Genomic DNA, 18718 nt, shown 5'->3' with positions numbered 1-18718 from the left:
GGCCTCCTCCCCATCTTCGGAGCTGCCTCATTCCATCACGCGCGCGCATGTCTGCTCTGGCTCCCTAGTGGGCCTGGGGGGTGACCCACTCCAATGAGAGGCGCTTGACCTCGGGCCCGTCTGTACCCTGGAACAGCAGCGGTGCATTCGACGGTTTGCCCTGATTGTTCAGGGTGTTGATCTGGCGGTCCATGGCCTTGTGCGGCACTTCGACCTTGGCTTGCAGTTCGCGGTATTCACTCGGACCTCTGGGAGTCCAAGGAGGCTGCTGCCCCTCTGGGGGCTCGCCGAGATCCAGCGTGCCACCAAAACACATCAACGCGAAGGGCGTGCCTTTCTGCTCCCGCACGATCGCCCCGAACTCTGTTCCTGACACATGCGTATATACATTCGTCAGATTGATGGCGAGCTTGCCCGCGTTCCGGATCTGATTTGTGTTGATGTCGCGATAGAGCCCCGCATGGCCAATGTAGACCTTGGAGCCTCCTGCACCGCTGTTCCTGAGCGCGTTGAGCGCCTCTTCCCTGGTATTGACGCGGATGACCGGCGTGCTGCTGCTCACATCGGATGCCCCGCTGCTCGTCGCCAGCGCCCGCGCGGCCTGTTCGAAGCCGGGCAGGCTTCGAATGTCCTTGATGTCGAGGTTGACCAAACGCCCCTGGTATCGATTGGGCAGACTTCCCTTGAGGGAGACCTCACCCGCGATGATGACGGGATCCAGCCCGTCCGGATCCCAGTAGAGGATGGGGTTCTGGCGGACATACTGGTAGGGGTTCATATCCCAGGGGGATTCGACGAACTTCCCCTGTGGAGCCTTGGCGGGCGGATCCGGAGTGAGCCAGAGCGTCGTCTCGGGTGCCATCCAGCGCGCTCCGTGGTAACTCCATCCGGTGTGGGCGTCCGTCTGCTTGTTGAGCACGTTGAGCGGCTCGGCTTGGTGATTGATGTCCCCCACCTCACTGCCCGATGGCAGCTCGCGGAAGGCCTCGATGGGCGTGCCAAAGGGCTCGTAGCGCCGCTCCTCCTGGATGGTGCCGTCCTCTCGCGTGAGCATGACCGGACCCGCGGCGATTCCCTGCTGGAAGTACACCGTTTCACCCAGCCCCCAGAGCGCCCGTCCCCGCTGGGTGAAGCGAGAGGCGGGCAGGCCCGTGTCGCAGGAGATTCCCACCAGCGCCACGGCCAGTGCCCCCGCCATCAGGCGCCGCCAGCGGGCCCGTGGTGAGTCGCGCAGGGCAACGGCCGTCAGGGCGCACAGCACCAGTCCAGCCCACAGCAGGCCCGTAAGGCCCTTCGTCAGGCCATTCCTCAGCGCGGATCCACTTACCGTGCCCGTTGCTCCAGTTCGCATGCTGAGCTCGGCGAGCTGGGTCACCTTCGCCAGCGTCCTGTCTCCGAGCTTCACGTACCGCTCACGGTTCACGCCCGTTTGCGTCAGCTCCGGGAAGTACCAGTACTGCGACTCCCCGCTCGAACTGCTCGTGACCGTGCGCTGCCCGTCGTACCCATAGGCGTGCGAGATGATTTCGTCGCTGCCTCCGCCAGCCCCTGGCTGGGTGACCTGCACGAGCTCATCCAGCCCGTTGTAGACCATGCTCCGGTTGCCTAGATGCACCAGGCGGCCGGCGGCATCATGGTCCAGCAGCGTGTTGCCCGTGGGAGAGGACACCCGCGAGAGCTGCCGCGGCCCGTAACCACGCTCTCCGTAATGGTAGGTGCCCTGCAGCAGCCCCAGTGCCTTGGGGCCTGTGGTCGTCCTGGACGTCAGGTTCTGCAATCCGTCGTAGCCATAAGCGAAGACATACGACTGCGCTCCGGCCACCAATGTCCCGTCCGCCTGCTTCTCCGCTCCCAGGAGGATGTCCGTGAGCCGCGCCGCTCCGTCATAGCCGAACACGGCCGAGTGATTGAGGCCCACTCCGTCGTCATCCCGCACCGTCTTGATAGCTCCATACGGGTTGCGCGTGAGCGTCACGTCGTACAACGCACTGGCGTCGCGCAGCACCTGGATGTGGCGGGCCAGGCCTGTCTCATCCCAAGTGTATTGCTGGTGGATTCCATTGCCGTACTGCTCCTCCAGCACCCGGCCGGCCGCATCCAGTTGGAGTGCTTGCCAGTAGCTGCCCACCTGGATCGCGCGAGCGGCCACGTCGTAGGCCGTCTCGATACGCACTCCGTCCAGCTCTGAGAACAGAGGCAGACCCGAGGGGCTGAAGCCCGTCGCCTCCTCCGCCCAGGAACCGTCGATGGCGCGGCTCCGGTGCACCCCCCTCCCGAAGGCGTCATAGGTGAAGTGCACCTCACCGCGCGCCTCCTCCACCCAGGCCAGGCGTCCGGCCGTGTAGCTCGTGGTGTTGCCATCCTGGGGCGTGTCGTAATGGTAGATGAAGGTGGCGCCATCCTCGCCCAGCGTCTGGGTGAGCCGGCCCACGTCATCGTAGAAGTACTGGCGCGTCTGGTTGGCACCGTTGGTGTGGTGCGTCAGCCTGCCGCTGTCGGTGTACTGCATCGAGCGCGAGCCGATGTCCGGGTCCTGCGCGAACACCAGGCGGCCCAGCGTGTCGTAGTCATAGCGGTGCGTCACCGCCTGGCCCTGCAGCTTCAGGAGGTGAATGCGGTCCGCCGCGTCGTACACCGCGTCCACCGACTCCACGGTGCCGTTCACGGAGCGCTCGGTGCGGATGATCCGCCCCAATCCATCTTGCCGCGAGATGACGGACGCCATCTCCGGCATGTTCCGTGTCAGCTCGAAGGCCTTGTACTGGAGCGTCCGAGATACCCCTGTAGGCAGCGTCTGGGTGACGAGCCGGCCCTGCGCGTCGTACGCGAGCGTCTGGCCGGTCGCCTGCATAGGCCGCGTGGTGGGCAGCGCGACGCCATCCCAGTAGAAATTGTCCGCGTGGTAGGTCGCCTGACCGCGGACGTTGTGCTCCTGCCAGCCGGAGATGATCCACCGGCTTCCGAGCAGCCTCGTGGCCGAGTACAGCGCCTCGCCGGCGCCATTGGACACCGCCACCACCTCACGCCAGTCTCCCGTCTCCGACCAGGTGCCCGTCCAGCTCCCCGCGAGTGTCTCGGGCGTCCCATCGAAGGTATAGGTGAAGGTCCGGGGCTGAGGGGCTGTCCAGTCGTAGAAGTAGCGCACGTGGGGCTCCGCGCCGCCAAGCGCCACCGTGGAGAGGCGTCCCAAGGGGTCGTACGCCACTTCCGTGATGGCGCCGCTGGCATCCGTCATTTGCCAGGGCTGGCCCAGCACGTCGTCCCACTGCATTCCCCACGTGAGGGTTCGCCCCGACTCCGGAGAAATGGATTCAGAGACGGGGTGCAGGTGGTTGGCGTCGTACGTCAGCGTGCGCCAGCCTCCCTTTTCATAGATGTGCGTGGGGTTGTCCCAGGCGTCGTACTCCGTGGAGGACTGGAGGACCCAGTGAGGGTTGGTTGAGTCAGCAAGCCAGGAATGGGTTTCGCGCACCAGGCGGCCAGCGCGGCACTGGGTGCCATCGGTCCAGGAGTAGACCTGGGAAGCGTCGCCATAGAAGACGCGGGAGTGGGACACCAGGGTGCCGTCAGCCTCCAGCAGCCGCTCCTCGCAGAGGACATCTTGTACCCAGGCCACGTCGTCACTGGCGAAGGCGCGCCGCACAGTCTTCTCGTCGCCGGTGATATCGAGCCGACCGTGGTGAACCTCCTCGATGGGGCGCACGCGTACGTCGTAGCTGTAGGTGGTGAGGGTTTCGATGGGAGAGGAGACGCCCTCGTAATGGAAGGTGCGCGATTCGAGCAGTGCCGGCTTGCGAAGCAGAGGCACATCGGGAAGCCCGTCCACCGGGCGCGCCTCGTAAGAGGAGAGGGCTCTTGTGTACAAGGTGCCGAGCCCATCCTTCTTCGTCGCCTCCAGAGGCAGGCCCCGCAGCACGCGCGAGGCGCCAGAGCCCTCCTCGTAGCGCGTCTCGATAGAGAGGGTGTCTGAAGGAGAAGAGCCGACGGCGCGGGTGCCGCCCGTGAGGAAGCCGCCGAAGCGGCGCTCCACACCGTCCCAGAAGCCGTCGCGCACGGTGTACTCGACGACGCGTGCGGGCTCACCGGCTCCGGGTTGCACCTCCAGGCGGACGGGAACAGGAATGGAGGTGGGCAGCTTGCGCGTCCAGGGAGTACCAGCGGCCTCCGCGGCGACAGAGAGCTGACCGCTGCCCTGGTAGGAAATGGAGAGGGCCTTGCCCATGCCATTGTCGATGCCGGTCAGCATGCCTGCGCTGGTGGCGCCCGCCATGTCCAGGGCCCACATGCCGTTGGTGCTGCTCCACACGATGTCTTCACTGCCGTTGCCGGTGATGTCTCCCAGCGCCAGCACAGTGGCGGTGTCGTTGGGACCAGGGCAGGCCAGGATGCGCGCAGTCGTCTCGACGGCTCCGTTGCCGCGGCCCGGGTACCAATGGGCGTAGCCGTTGAGCAGGTACACCAGGTCCATGAGGCCATCGCGATTGAGGTCTCCCAGGCGCACGTTGGCGGTGTTGGTGGAATCCCCCCAGGGGTAGTTGAAGGTGCCAGCGGAGACGAAGGTGCCGTCGCCCTTGCCCAGAAACAGCTTGTACCAGCCGCTGCCCAGCTGGACTGCGTCAGCCAGGCCGTCGCCGTTCACCTCGTGGAAGCGCACGTTGGGGCCCGGCATGAGGATGGCTCCGTCGATACCCGGGCGAGTCACCGAGGCACTCAGCCCGGAGGCCCTGTTCCAGCGGACGCTGAGGCTCTCGCTGCCGGTACGCACCACATCGACGCGCCCGTCACCATTCAAGTCAGCAAAGAAGGTGGAGTCATTGAAGAGGGGAAGGGAATCAGTGCCCAGCCACTTGGTGGTAGGGCCAAACGCTTCGCCCTGCAGGGAGTTGATCTGCCAGGCCTCGCTGAAGGAGCGAACCAACTCCGGGCGTGAGTCACCGTCCACGTCGATGAGGCGCGAGGAGGAGAGCACAGCGCCGGCAGCGCCTGAGATGGTGCGCAGAGGGGCAAAGCCCGTCCCCGTGCCCTTGCGCCAGGAATGCCCCGAAGCGGTCAGCCGCAGCAGGTCGGTGACGCCGTCGCCGTCCACGTCCACCAGGGAAGTGCCGTTGACGTTGAGGGCCCAGCCGGCAGCGGCCTCGGTTTGCACCAGGTTGGGGTTGGAGCGTGGTGCATAGGAGAAGGAGAGGGTGGGAAGAGAGCCCTGGCGCAGCTTGCCGAGCATGGAGAGAGAGGCCAGGCGGCTGAGAGGAAGGGACACGTCGTAGCCGGGCACGTAGACGCGCAGCAGGGTGCCGAAGGAGAAGACGCGCACTTCGGTGAGGCGCTGTGCCGTCTCCACGCGGAAGCCGGTGCGGTAGCTGACGGTGGTGTCGGGCCGGGCCCCATAAGCAAACTCCACGCGGAAGGAGGAGTTGGGCCCCCACACCACCGAGGAGAGGTACTGCTGCCCGTTGTGCTGGAGGTAGCCATACGTCACCGCCTGGCCAGTGGGGTGAATGACCTCTTCCACAAACCAGCCAGCCACTCGAGTGCCCTCGGCCTGTCGCCCCGCGGCCGTCACTCCCAGCCGGTAGCGCACGCCCCCGCTCTCCGTCACCACATAGCCATCGCCGTCTCTCTCCACCTTGAAGGCCTGTCCGCGTCCCTCCAGCCGCCAGGTGCCGTCGGCCAGTGCCACCAACCGACCTCCCCCTCCAACGCCGACCAGCTCCAACTCATCCGATGCGCCGTAAGTCGGCACGCCCAGCCTCACGCTGCGCTTGAGGGCCATCTGAGGCAGGGCCCAGCTCACTCCCAGCGGCCCGTTGCCCACCTCGCCCGAGTACGAAAGCGACAGCTTCGGAGCAAAGCCCGCCATACCTGTCGGAACGTCCAGCGGCACCTGGTAGCTGACCTGTCCGCTGAACACCTCCACACTGGGGTCGTCGGCCATCCCCCGCACGCTGCCCGGCCCGTCTGGCAGCTTCAGCGTCTGCGCATTCACCGCCCCAGGCGACGGATCCGCCACTGCCCAGGCCGTCGCACCCCACAACGCCATCGCCACCGCCAACACCCTGCTTCGTTCCAAAACGCATCTCTGCCCGTGCATCGACAGGCCTCTCATGTTGAAGGACGCTTGTGAGACATGCAGCCGGAGCGCATCTCCTCACGCTCAACCTCGCCGTTGCGCATGGCGAGGTTGGCGCGGGAGGGCCCCGGCTTGTTCACGACGCAGGCGCCTCCGCTTCCTCTCGCGGAAGAAGGCGGAGGCGCGCCACTTCACCCCACGGCTGACGCCGCAGGGGCGCAGCTACTCATAGACGATAGGCGTGGCCACGGACACCTCGTCGAAGCGCAGCCACACGTCCGTCACTCCATCCAGGGGGAAGTTTCGGGACGAGCCGTTGCGCGTCATCAGCCCCACCCACGGGAAGAGGATCTCGTAGTCGCCGTAAAGGCCTCGCCCCTTCCACTCCGTGGAGCCATCGCCCACCGGGTTGGTCGTGAACTGCAGCGGGCTGAGGCCGGTGAGTGCGGAGACGCTCGCGAGGGTGAAGGTGCCCTCCTCACCGGGCTTGGCCGTCCCCGCGCCGCTGCGCAGCGACGGACGCACCGCCCGCGTCTGCCAACCCTCCTCGGCGCACAGGTGGCTGCTGAAGGTGTTGCGCTTGCGCAGGATGAGCGGCGCGGGACCCTCGCGCTCGATCCACGCCGCCAGCCGGTCATCACCCGCCAGGTGGGCATGCACCGTCCACACCCGCTCGCCGCACCGGAACGGTGAGACGCCATTGGGCATGGAGAAGCGCAAGCCCTGGCCCAGGTAGTTGCCGTTGTCGTCGTACACCGCGTTGTCGGGCGACAGCAGCCGGCGAGTGAAGCGCTCCCCCTTGGACAGGCTGCGCTCTCCCGAGGGCACGGAGTAGCGATCCTCCAGCATCAGCACGTGGCCGCGCAGCTGCACCACGAACTGCCCATCATCCGGCTCCGCCCCATTCACCGTCTTGTCCAGCACCTGGAACGCGTACTGGTTGAGCGCCAGCTCGAGCTGGTTGGGCCCCGTGGCCGCCAGAATGGCCCCGAGCGCCGGGTGGCTCTGCTGCTTCTCGTATTCCAGTGCCTTGGAGAACAGGAAGCCGGAGCGCCGAGCCGTGGCGAACAGCTCCCGGGCGGTGACGATGCGCGAGTCCAGCCAGAAGTCGTGCGAGAAGTGCGCGATCTGCCGCCCCTCCTCCTGCGCCACCACCTGCTTGCCCTCGAGGAGCAGCTGCGTCACGCGGCCCTCCATGTTCTCCAGGGCCAGGAGGGATGCGTCCACTTCCGTCTCCACCCGGTCCACCTGGAGCGCCGAGGTGCGGATGCCCACCAGGTGCATCTGCGCTTCGGTGTAGCACTGCTGCACGGCGGACTCGAGCTGCAGGCTCTCGATGGCGGTCTTGTGCTGCAGCTCCAGTTGCTGGATCTGCTCACCCAGGCGGATGGACTGGTCCTTGTACCGGTTCTCGACGCCGCCGCCGAAGAGCTTGATGCTGTTCCAGGCGACGTTCACCCAATTCTGGGTCGCGATGCTGGCGCCGAGAGCCGCAATGGTATCCGCGTTGTTGTTCACATCGCTGATGTTGTTGACCTTCCGGTCCACGCTGGCCTTCTGCCGGATGAGAGCACTCATGCTCCTCTGGTACTCGGCGTCGAGGGCTTGCTGCTTCTGGGCCGAGCTCTCCATGAGCTTGCAGCGCTGCTGCGCGATGTCGAACCGCTCCTGGAACTCGCCCCACTGGGACTGCGCCACCTGCAGGTTCTGGTTGGCGCCCACGATGGTCAGCATGGCGCTGCCCATCTCCCCGCGGTAGCAGCTGCTGTCCAGCGCCTTGCCGATGCTCGAGGGCGTGGGCAGCAGCACGCCGGTGCTCCCCATCTCCTGGACGCAGGCCTCGTGGGCCTCCGCCGGGACTTCGGGCGGCACCTGCTGCAGATCCACCGGACGGCCGTAGAGCCGCTCCACGGGCAGCCTGGCCGAGGCATTGCCCTGGATGCCGACGTAGTACGACACCCCTCCGCTCGAGTTCGTCTCCGAGAACACGGTGTACACCTTGCTCCCGTACTGCTCGGTGAAAGGCTGGACCTCCGCGGGCAGCGCGGCGTGCTGGCCCAGCTTGTTCCAGGTGCAGAAGGTGAAGCGCGCGTTCTCGGGCGTCACCCGGGCGAACACCTGTTGGGGCTGAACCTGGCACGCGGCATCGGTGCGTTTGAGGAAACAGGACTCGGGCCGCAGCGCGGGCAGGCCCCAGCGGGCCATGGACTTCACCGGGTCGAAGCGGTCGAGCACGTCCTCGGACGGCACCTCCGTCAGCCCGCACATCTGCACGATGGGCGCGCCGTACTGGCGCTTGAGCTCGAGGATGTGCTGGGCCTTGGCCTGATCATTGAGCTCCTCCTGCACCTCGCTGCTGCGCATGGAGACCCAGGCCGCCTCGGCCTGGTCGCGCGCCGTCTTGGCCCGCGAGAGATCGCTCATGGCTGTGTTGTAGAGGTTGATGGAGCTGCCGAAGTAGCGCTCGGTGGGCGAGGTGGCCGTGGAGCCGAAGAACAGAGGCGCCTCGTCCTCGGGCATGCCGTAGGGGCGGCAATTGCTGATGGCGCGCAGCTTCTCGTAGGACTGGTGCCGCACGGCCTCCAGCTCCGCCTGCGCGTCCCGCCAGCGCTTGTCCCAGGACAGCTCCACGGTGGTCTGGCCGCAGGCGCTGCGCTCGTTCGCGTAGGCCGAGCGGGCCATGGCCTCCAGCAGGAGGGCGTAGCGCATGGTGCGGCCGAAGCGCGCCAGGGCCTGATCCCGAGGCGTTCCCTGGGTGACGGGCGCGCAGTTGGCCAACGTCGTGCGCTCCACGGCCTCCAACTCCACGTTGAGCAAGCGCAGGTGCGCGGCAACACCTTCCAGGATGAGGGCCGGCAGGCCCACCCCCTGGTCATGGTGGGGCAGGTCCCCCGGGAGGGGCGCCATGTCCGCCGAGGAAGTGTCGTACGCCGAGGGGTTGGCGATGGCGTCGGCCAGCATTCCGTCCTCGGCCACGAAGTCCCACACGGCCAGCCGGCTGCGCGCTGGCGGGTCCACGTTGACGGAGAACGGCGGGCGCAGAGAGGCGTGCTCGTAAGTGAGCGTGCGCAGGGTGGGAGTGATGTATTGCTGGCCGTTGTAGAAGCTGAAGCTGGTGCCCTGGTCCACCACGGCGAAGGCGATCCCCGACGGGTTGGACGGTACCTGGGGATACCAGAAGGAGAGCGCCGAGCCGTTGGTGACCGTCTTTCGGGCGCTCTGCACCGTGACTTCCACGGAGCCGCTCTGGAGGGCGCAGGTCGTCGTCAGGGAGCGCGGCGCGGTGGACACGCCGTCGGCCAGGTAGGAGGCGAAGGCCAGGTTGGTCGCGGTGGACGAGGTGCACTGGCTCCACACGTTCGGGTTGTGGAAGAAGAACGTCGCCTTGCTGCGCTGCCAGCGCGCACCGAGGCCGCGGTCCTGCTCGAAGAGGCCAGATTCGGAGTCTCGCCACCAGGAGGCCACGGGAGCGGGGGGTAGACGGTAGTCCGGGTTGAGGAGGCTGCAGGTGCGCGTGGCGTCATTGCCAGGCATGAGGCCCGCGTAGGTGCCATCCAGCAGCAAGTCCCATGCTTGCTCGAAGCGGTCCAGCATGGAGGGCACGGAAGGCCAGGGGGTGTTGGGCTGCTGGTTCAGGAAGTCCGCTGCCTCGCGGTGCTGGACGAGCTGTTGGGCCACGTAGCCGTGGATGGCAATCCACTCCTGCAACAGCCGCCACGTCAGGCGCTGGTCGCGGCTGGTGGCCTCGCGGGTGCTCAGGTGCAGGGCGGCGTAGAAGCGGGCGAGGTTGAGGCAGCGTCCCGGCGTCGTGCGGCCAGTGGAGATGGCAGTGCGGCTGCTGCGCACGGAGTACTTCGTTCCGAAGCGGTTGCTGAACCATGCGGTGCCGCTGAGCGAGGAGCCGTTCACGGGAGCGCGCCCCAGATCCTGCAGGCACTCCGTCAACATCTCCTCCTCCGTGAGGCGCTCCAGGTTCTTCACCCCATTGATGTCCGGGTAGCGATCCTTCTGGGTGAAAAGGTCCGCCACGTACGGGGCCTGGCCGTTCTGGCACAGCAGGTCGCCAGAGCTCGGGAGGACGTGAGAGAGGGCGCCGTCGACCGTGGCGTAGGAGGGGAAGCCGTTGACGTCTCCCGCCGTGCCGTCCTGGTTGCAGACGATGCCCCGGGTGAGCTGCTGCGGGGTGAGTGGGTGGTTGGCGGCTGCGGACTCGTTCATGAAGGCCGTCAGCTTGGTCTGCGCCTCCGAATCCCAGGCCAGGCGCTGCTCCTGGACGATGGTGTTGGTGCCGTTGGCCGCGCCGGACCAGGTGGCCACGCCGGGCACGCAGACGCCCAGGTCCAGCTCGCACACGGAGCCCGCCTGGCACGAGTTGACGGGGCACGCGGTGAGGGCAATGTCCTGGACGCCGCCGTCCCCCTCCTCCGTCAGGCGCGACAGCTCGTAGCGGGCCTCCATCACCCAGTTGCTTCCCACCGGCCGGGGCAGACGCACGGTGAAGGTGCCGGAGAAGGTGTGGTCGCCCACGGCGGTGCCGTCATAAGTGCCCTGCACTTCGGCCGTCACCGCATCCTGGGCGATGCCTCCGTCCCCCGAGGGCAGCCACGGCATCCCTTGGGTTGTCTGGCTCGTGGACAGGCGCACCTTGCCCGAGGGCGACAGCGTGCGCGTCTCGTCGTACAGGAAGAGGAACTGGCTGCTCGCGTAGGCCCGCACGGGCAGCACCACCTTGTCCGTGCCTCCATCCGACGCACCCGTCCACAGCGACACCGTGCCCCAGAAGGGGCGCACGCCGCCGCCGTTGCCTGGGGCGAGGCCGGCACGCTCCGCCTGCAAGCGGGTGCGCTGAGGCGTAATGCCCGAGGACTCCAGGGTGATGTGCCAGGCGGAGGCGGTGCTGTTCATCTTCGGTCGCACCAGCACCTGCTTTTCGGCTCGCATGCCGGTGCCGAAAGCGCTGAAGGACCAGCTGCTCAGCGTGCACTCGGTGTCGTAGACGGCGGAGGCATCATCGCTCGGGGCGCTGCAGGACACCTCCATCTCCGGTCCCGCGGCCAGGCGGACCGGGGTGCTCGCGGCATTGGAAGCCGCCGTCGCGTCCACCACGGCCAGTCCGACGGTCAGGCGGTGTGCCCTGAAGTTGACCCCATTCACGGGAGGAGTGAACTCCACATATGTGGGGGTGAGGTCCAGGCGCGGCAGCTTCGTGGACAGCACCAGCGGCTCGCTGGCACCCTCGGCCACGCAGCGGCCGCTGCAGTTGCAGACCTGACCCGTCGGGCAGGCCATGTTGGCGGGCCCGCTCTCGAGGCACTTCCAGTCACACGCTCGCGTGCTCTCGTTGCAGAACGAGCCCCACGGGCAGTCCTCGTCGAAGTTGCACGCCCGCGTTCCGCCGTCCGCCTTCAGACCCTGTAGGAGGGCGTTGTCGCGGTCGTAGCAGCTCTCCTCGAGGTTCTGTCGGCTGATGACCGCGAGTTCCTCTTCTTGAACCGCTTCCTCTCCAGAGCCACAGGCCACCATTGAAAGAAGCCCGATGAGACTGATTCCCAGCCTTGACCAGAGTCGCACGTCTTTTCCTTCTTGGAAGAATGTTGTGATTCGCAGTCCCCGCCCCGCGTCATGCGCGGAAGGTGGCATGCTCCCGCCACGCTCCGCGCATGCGGCTGCAGGGAGGGTGTCAATCATTGGCGGCGGCTTCGTAGCAAAGGCCTACGAAGGCAGTTTGTATTTAAGCGCCATCCCTTGGTGCGATGGCGCCCTCCTGTGCCTGTGTATCTGTGCAGTCCGGTTGTCTTTGGATTTAGAGAAATGACAACCACACGCGTGGCAGGAACGTTACGGGCGGTACGTCTCCACCGTCTTCAGTGGCCCCGCGAAGCCGTACCCACCCACAGCCAGTACCATGCCCGAGGGCAGTGTCAGGGCTTGATGGCCGTAGCGCAGTGAGGCCATGTTGACCGTGGACTCCCAGGTGCCAGTGCTGGGTTTGTAGATCTCAGCGGTGTAGACATAGTCGGTGCCATCGAAGCCTCCCGCCACCAGGATGTCCCCCGAGTTCAGCAGGGTGGCCGAGTGGCCTTCTCGCGGCGAGCTCATGCTGCCTGCGCTGGTCCAGGTGTTCGTGGCCGGGTCGTACAGTTCCGCCGTGGAGAGCCAGAAGTAGTCGGCGGCACCGCCGATGACCAGGACCTTACCGGAAGCGAGCACGACCGCTGTCTGCCCCTCGCGCGCTCCCGTCATGGGAGACACGGCGGACCAGGCGTTGGTGGCCGGGTCATACACCTCGGCGGAGGCCAGGGTCGCCACCCCCCCGCCGTAGCCACCCGTCACCAGCACCTTGCCCGAAGGCAGCAGAACCGAGGCGTGGTGATAACGGGGCGTGCTCATGCTGCCAGCGGAAGCCCAGGTCCCCGTCGCCGGGTCGTACACCTCCGCCGTGGCGAGGAAGTTGGCGCCATCAAAGCCACCCATTACCAAGACCTTGCCACTGCCCAGCCGCACGGCCGTGTGCTGCTGACGGGGCGAGAGCATGTGGGCCGTGCGGGCTGTCCACTGGCCGGTGGTGGGGTCGTACTCCTCCGCCGTGTCGTACGCGGTGCCAGTCGTGGTGGAGATACCTCCGACAACCAGCACCCGGCCAGAGGCCAACAACGTCGCGGAATGGCTCTCACGTGGCGCCACCATGCTGCCCGTGCTCACCCAGGTGTCGGTCGATGGAGTGTACAACTCGGTCGTGGCAGTGGTCGCCGTACCATCGGAGCCACCCGCCGCGAGCACCTTCCCCGTGTTCAGAAGGGTTATCGTATGGGAGCCGCGAGCGGTCCCCATGCTGGCTGATACCTTCCACGTGGGGAAGGTCACCAACTCCGCGCTTGAGTAGTAGTTGGTGATATTTCCGGTGGATTGATTCCATGCGTAACCGCCCGCCACGAGGATTTCATTGGATGGCAGCAGCACCCTGGAACTCGAAGTCCTGGACGTGGAGAGCGTTCCGGTGACTTGCCACGTCCCCAGGGCCGGATCATACATTTGCACTTGCGATTCGCCCACCAATGCCACGTGCCCCGAGGGCAGCAAGCTGATCAGCGCCTCGGATGCATAGGTGGTGATACCGCCCGTCGCGCTCCAGGTACCGGTGTCAGGGTCGTACAGCTCAGCGGAGAGTCTTGAGGTACCGCAGAGGATGCCGCAGGAGCCGCTGGCGACCAGCACCTTGCCCGAGGCCAGCCGCACGATCGAGTGCCCATAACGCGCGGTCGTCATGGGGTTCGTGAGGGACCAGGAGTTGGTGGTTGGGTTGTAGATCTGCGCCGTCGCGACGTCACCCGAATTGGGGTAATATGGATAATAGCCGCCCGCGATAAGTACCTTGCCAGAAGCAAGCTCAACCGCTTTGGGATCGGCTACAAGCTGGGGCATGGTGCCAGCAGAGGACCATGTGCCGGTGGCTGGGTCGTACAACTCCGCCGTGGCCAAGTAGGCGTTGCTGATGCCATCGTTAGTACGTCCTGCCAGGACGAACACCTTGCCGGAAGACAGCAGGAAAGCTGAATGATTGCTACGGGGCTGGAGCATGTTGCCCGTAGCCGTCCAGGTTCCATTCGCTGGGTCGTAGAGGAGTGCCTGGTTGAAGTTGGTTCCGTAGCCAGAGTAGGCCCCGTCATCATCATGCCGACCCGCGAACAGCACCTTGCCTGAGGGGAGAACCGTTGCCGTGCTCCCCTTGATGTTGGGGTGCACCGTGCCCGCGTTGGACCATGTGCCGGTGGCTCGGTCATACAGCTCCATCGTCGTGAGGGAGACCGTTTGGTTGGTGGCGGGGTCCTTATAGCTGCCACCCAGGACCAACACCTTGCCCGAAGTCAGCAGCAACGCCTGGTGACCCGTGCGGGGGGATGCCATGCTCCCCGTCAAGACAGATGAGGAGGAGAGCGCGCTTGAATGGCTGCCCATGGAGGTGTCCGTGGCGCTGAACGCCGCCTCTCCTCCGCAGCCCATACAGAGCAAGCACAGCACTCCGAGCAGGTAGTGCTGGCTGCTGTTCCAGCGAATCAAGTTCATGATGCCTCTCGAGATTCAAGAATGGGGTTCGAACCCAGCGTGGGCCGAGAAGCGCGGCATCGTATTCATCGCTTACGACAGGGCAACGCCAATCAGATGCAGGTTGAAATTGTTGCATGGACATTGCTGCCACGTTCTTTTCCTAGAGCCATCCTCCCGGCGGATGATGCACTTCGCCCATGAAAAAGCCCGGCTCCTCTGACTGAGGAACCGGGCTTCAGACAACTCGAGACCTGGACACGCAGGCGAGGCGCTCAGGCCTGGCCCGCGTGCTCAGGCGTCACTGCATCGTGTAGCCGAGCGTCAGGCCCATGACGTGGGCGCTGCCGTTGTAGAAGCCCTCGAAGCCCGCGACCGTGCTGTCCGTGTGGAGCAGGCGCACGTGCTGGTAGCCCAGGTCCGCCCGGAACGGGGCGAAGTTGAACCCCACGCCCACCGAGGCGCTGACGCGATTGAAGTCCGGCAGGTCCGGAGTCAGCGTGTCGCCAGGAGAAGGGGTCGGGTCGACTTCGCCGCCCACGCGCAGCGCGATGTTCGGCGTGACGGCGTACTCGATGCCCAGGTGGAAGTTCCAGGTGTCCTTCCAGTTCTTGGGGAGGATCTCGGTGAGCCCCGGGTTCTCGAACTCGACGCCGAAATCATCGAAGGTCGACCACAGGGACAGGTGCGCGTCGAACCCGATGGTGAGCCGCTCGATCGGAGTGAATCCGAATCCGAGGTTCAGGCTGCCCGGCAGCGTCGTCTTCGACTGGATGGGCTGGTCCACGAGCATGCTCTGGAAGCCCTCGGGGATGTCCTGGAAGTCGCTGTTGCCCTTGAACGTCACCGTCACCGGGCTGCGGAACGCCGCTCCGAAGTTGAGCAGCTTGTCCGCGAGGACCACGTTGACGCCCGCGTTGTAGCCCACGCCCCAGCCGCCACCGCCGAGCTCCGTCGTGCCCTCGGACGTGACGAAGTTGATCTTCCGGGTGATGGAGACCGTGCCGCGGACGACGTCCAGACCCACGCCGAAGCGCAGACGCTCGTGGGGCTGATACGCGACCGAGGGGTTGATGTAGTAGGCGGCGATCTGGGCCTGGTAGCCCCGGGTACGGTACGGGAAGTCGTCCTTCCAGTTGGAGCCCGCGGCGAAGGGCACGAAGACGCCGACGCCCGCCGCCAACTGCTCATTGAGGCGGTAGACGCCGAACACGTGGGGCGGAGGCACCACGGTGGTGTCCATCGTCTGCTTGGCCTTATCCGTGGGAGTGAACGACACCGTGGGCAGCGTGGTGACGTCACCCAGGGCGATGTCGAGCTTCTGCACGCCGAGGATGTTGGCGACGTTGAAGGCGATCGCCGTCGAGTCATGCGTGATGGCCGTGGTGGTGAACGACAGGCCCGTGGCCCGGCCGCTGTGAGTGTCGAAGGCGAAGCCCGCCGCGTGGCTAACGCCGGCAGCGAGCAGGGTCACGACTGAGAGTGTCTTCTTGATCATGGAGTAGGTGTCCTCTCTCGCTCGGAGCTACGGAGTGACATTCCCGGTGTTGAGGAACTCGACCACCTGCGATTGCGCCTTCCCCGTCACGGTACCGCCGTCCTTGAAGTTGAGCAGGAAGGCGTGGCGATCATCTTCGGCCAGAGTGGTCTCGAACTTGTAGTGCAGAACCTCCTCGCCGGAAGACTTGGTGGATGCGGTGAAGAGGGCCTCGGTCAGATTGTTGGGCGCGACCAGATCACCCTCGATGTACTGGATGAAGGCCTTGCGCCCCGCCGGGATACCCGCGCCATTCTCGACGGAGTAGATGTAGTTGATGGGGTCTGCCGGATCGAGAATCGTCATGGCGAGCACGATGAACTGATCGAAGGCAGGGGTGCCCTCTTCGATTCCCTGAGCTTTCAGGGCCAGCTTGAAGGCAGTGGCGGCGTCGGCGAACGCCTTGGACGTCAGCAGGATGCCGGCCAGGTTGCCTGCGGGCACGTTGTACACCGCGCGCCCGACCTTGGGAGACGCGGCGGTGTAGAGAGGCCCGAGGATGCCGCCGAGGCTCTGGCCGACGTAGTCGATCTTGGCGCCGTCGAGCTTCGCGGCCCCTTGCGCCGCGAGCTGGTCGTTGAGGTTGCCGGTAGCGGTGGAGGTGAGCACGCGCTCGAGCTGGGCATGGTCCACCGTGTGCTGGCGGAAGTTGTCACGGGTTGCGAAGAGGTTGGTCAGGTTGAGCAGGTTCCAGCCCGAGATGGCTGGCACACCGTACGCATTGAGCTTGAAGGTGCTGCCCTCGCAGATGCCCTTGGTCGCATCCGTCGTATCGGTGGAGAGGCAACGGCCCTGGCCCTGGCTGGCGCAGTAGAGATCGCCACCGCCATCGGTCGGCAGGGGGCTCGTGGGATTGCACGCCTTGCGCGTGGCGGGATCGGTCGCAATGCAGCGCCCATAGGTCGGGCTGGTAGCGATCACGTCGCAGCTCCCACCCGTGTTGCAGGCCGCATCAGGAGTGGTGATGCCACCCTCGATACCCGACGCCGCGGTGATGCCCGCGCAGGTGCTGCGCTCGCCGTGGAAGACGGTGTCGATGGCGATGGTCGCATGCCCACCGGCCGCCAGCGAGTTGACGAGGGGGAAGACCGTGGTCCGGGCGCTCTTGAGGCCGTGGCTGAAGATGGTAACGGGGTAACCGGTTGCCGGAGCAGTCGTGTTGGGCTGGACCAGGAGGAAGGAAGCAAACTGCGGCTTCGGGTGCTCCGGGTCCAGCGTTCCGCTCGTTCCCGTCAGCAGGACAGGCAGAACGACTAGGCCCTGATAGACCTTGCCGATCTTGTCGTGGGGCAGGCCGGCCGCGGTCAGGTCGCTGATGACCTTGGGAGTGATGTCCAGCAGGTGCATCGGCTGGCTGGGCAGGGTCGCGGCGTACGCGGTGGACGGCAGCGCATACAGCTGCTTCTGCACGGCGACCGTGCTCTGCGTCCTGAAGGCCCACCCCAGCGCGATCTTCGAGCGCGGGATGCCCCCCTTCGCCAGAGCGTCGAATACGGGCTTGAAGGCCGCGCGCGCCGGCTCAAGCTGGGCGGCGATCGCATCCGGTACCACTGACACCTGGCTCTTGCCACCCACCGCCAGCGGGTTGCTCAGGCGCAGCAGCGCGAACGCTGCCGAGGGAGCGACAAAGCGGCCCTTCTCGTCCTTCAGGTCCGTGGTCAGCACCGCCGCGTAGGTGGACTTCTCATCCAGCGGACGCTGAGGCACGAACTGGATCTGCTGCGTGCTGGTTGCCGCCACCTGCGGGCAGGCAGCATCAGCGCTGCCAGGAACGAGGCACGCCTTCACGTTCGGCGCCGTGCCGCCAGTCGCCGGGTCGATCTTGAAGAAGCGCGCGGCCTGCGCGAAGCCGTTCTGGTCCAGCTTGCTGCCCTGCTCGATCGGGCCCAGCGTTTCGCTGTTCTCCGAGACGATGGGCGCGGTGGTGGAGAAGCCATCCAGAGTGTTCAGCCCACCCAGCAGCGCCTTCTGCGAGTCAGACGCGTTCGGCGGAATCGGCAGGTTCAGATGCTTGCCGGTCGGGTCCAGCAGCAGGTTGTTGGGGAAGGGGACGATGCTCTTGGAGGGATCGAACGTCACCTCCGGCTGGTTCATGATGGTGAAGGTCCACAGCAGGACGATGTCCTCGCGCTTCACGCCCTTGGCGACGAGCGCGTCCAGCAGCGGGCTGTACGCGCGGCGCAACTGCTCCAACTGCAGCGCGGCGGCGTTGCGCTCCTTGATCTGCTCGGCCGGATCATGGCTCTCGACAGGGATGAGATCCGTGGTCGCCGCGCAGTCCGGAGCCGAGAGATCCTGGCACGTGACGAGCGGCGACTGCAGCGTGGCAAGCGACCACACCGACGAGCCCACCACCTTCTTGCCACCCTGGCCCTTCAGCCCGTTCTCACCGCCGATGAGCGCCACCAGGTACTTGCCGCCCTTGGGCCAGCCCGTGGCCGGCGGCGCGATGGTGAGCTGTCCCGCAGTCCCGTCATAGGCGATCGTCGGAGTCACCGGCGGCGTGGCGATGGGTGTGCCCGCCAGCAGGTCGATGAACATCACCGACGGAGGCTTCGCCGGTGGGTTCACCGTGCTCGCGTCCAGGCCGACGATCTTCGTCGAGGCCGCCGCGGTGGTGGGGAAGCCATTGAGCGTGTTGAGGTAGTCCTTCGTGAACTCCTGCTCGGCGGCAGGAGCCTTGGGATCAATGGGAGCTGAGACCAAGCCCGTGGCCTGATTGATGGCCAGGTCATTGGGCGTGGGAACGACTGCGGGTGAGGCAGCCGGATCGAACTGCGCAACCACGACATCCGGCGCGGGATCCTGCTTGATATCGGGTGCACAAGACACAGCACCCAGGGTCAGCGCCCCGACGAACAACAGCTTCCTCATTGTGGGTAACCCCCTCGAAGGTGGGACGACTTGCTGAGGGCTCGGTTGGTAGCACGTTACAGAGGGTGCCGAAAGCAATGGTGAGTGACGCGGTGAGTCACATCCCGCGAGGCATACCTGCCTTCCGCGTCTTGTGGGGGGCAATCATTCCGTTCGACCTGCTCTCCCAGGGCCGTGGAGTGGGCGCTGCCTCGGGT

At 66.0% G+C, this 18718-nt stretch carries 5 protein-coding genes; all 5 read right to left on the bottom strand.

Annotated elements, in window-relative coordinates; all coding sequences use genetic code 11:
* Positions 1–64: 64 nt before the first annotated feature.
* Entirely contained in the window at positions 65–6037 is a 5973-nt protein-coding gene (locus KY501_RS10730; protein WP_224362733.1) for an FG-GAP-like repeat-containing protein, read from the bottom strand.
* A gap of 252 nt (positions 6038–6289) precedes the next feature.
* The gene (locus KY501_RS10725; protein ID WP_224362721.1) at positions 6290–11638 is read right to left on the bottom strand and encodes a hypothetical protein; all 5349 of its coding nucleotides are present in this window, start codon (positions 11636–11638) and stop codon (positions 6290–6292) included.
* Positions 11639–11905: 267 nt separating this feature from the next.
* On the bottom strand, positions 11906–14131 hold the full coding sequence (locus tag KY501_RS10720) for a Kelch repeat-containing protein (protein ID WP_224362718.1): 2226 nt from the start codon (positions 14129–14131) through the stop codon (positions 11906–11908).
* 280 nt (positions 14132–14411) lie between these two features.
* Positions 14412–15608 (bottom strand): OmpP1/FadL family transporter, encoded by a 1197-nt coding sequence (locus KY501_RS10715; RefSeq protein WP_224362716.1) that lies wholly within the window; start codon positions 15606–15608, stop codon positions 14412–14414.
* Between the two features lie 27 nt (positions 15609–15635).
* Positions 15636–18521, bottom strand: coding sequence for a hypothetical protein (locus KY501_RS10710; protein WP_224362714.1), 2886 nt, complete (start codon positions 18519–18521; stop codon positions 15636–15638).
* Between the last annotated feature and the right edge of the window lie 197 nt (positions 18522–18718).

The sequence above is a fragment of the Hyalangium versicolor genome (assembly GCF_020103695.1).
GTDB classification, from domain to species: Bacteria; Myxococcota; Myxococcia; order Myxococcales; family Myxococcaceae; genus Hyalangium; species Hyalangium versicolor.
The sequence above is the reverse complement of the archived record's forward strand: the minus strand, read 5'-3'. Positions and strand labels throughout refer to the sequence as shown.